The 296-nt window shown below is 74.0% G+C and carries 1 protein-coding gene; it reads left to right on the top strand.

Going from position 1 to position 296, the window contains the following annotated elements; translation table 11 throughout:
- A partial coding sequence (locus J0A65_RS27025; protein ID WP_206597237.1) for a DODA-type extradiol aromatic ring-opening family dioxygenase occupies positions 1-296 on the top strand: 296 nt, incomplete at both ends.

The following is a 296-nucleotide window of genomic DNA, read 5'->3' as shown; positions in this document are numbered from 1 at the left end:
ACTGGAGCCCGGCGCCAGCGGCCCGGCACTGGCGCGCCTGGCCAGCGAACTGCCGCGGCCGCAGGCCATCCTGGTGGTCTCCGCGCACTGGGAAAGCCGGCGCCTGCTGCTCACGGCGGGTGAACGACCGGAAACCTGGCACGACTTTGGTGGCTTTCCAGCGGCGCTCTACGCCTTGCAATACCCGGCACCCGGCGCTCCGCAGCTGGCCGAGGCGATCGCCCGGCAACTGGACGCCGCCGGCCTGCCGGCCGAGCTGGACGCACGCCGCCCCTTCGACCATGGCGCCTGGGTCC

This window comes from Bowmanella yangjiangensis (assembly GCF_017255015.1).
Taxonomy (GTDB): Bacteria; Pseudomonadota; Gammaproteobacteria; order Enterobacterales; family Alteromonadaceae; genus Bowmanella; species Bowmanella yangjiangensis.
This window is presented reverse-complemented; position numbering and strand designations above follow the sequence as displayed.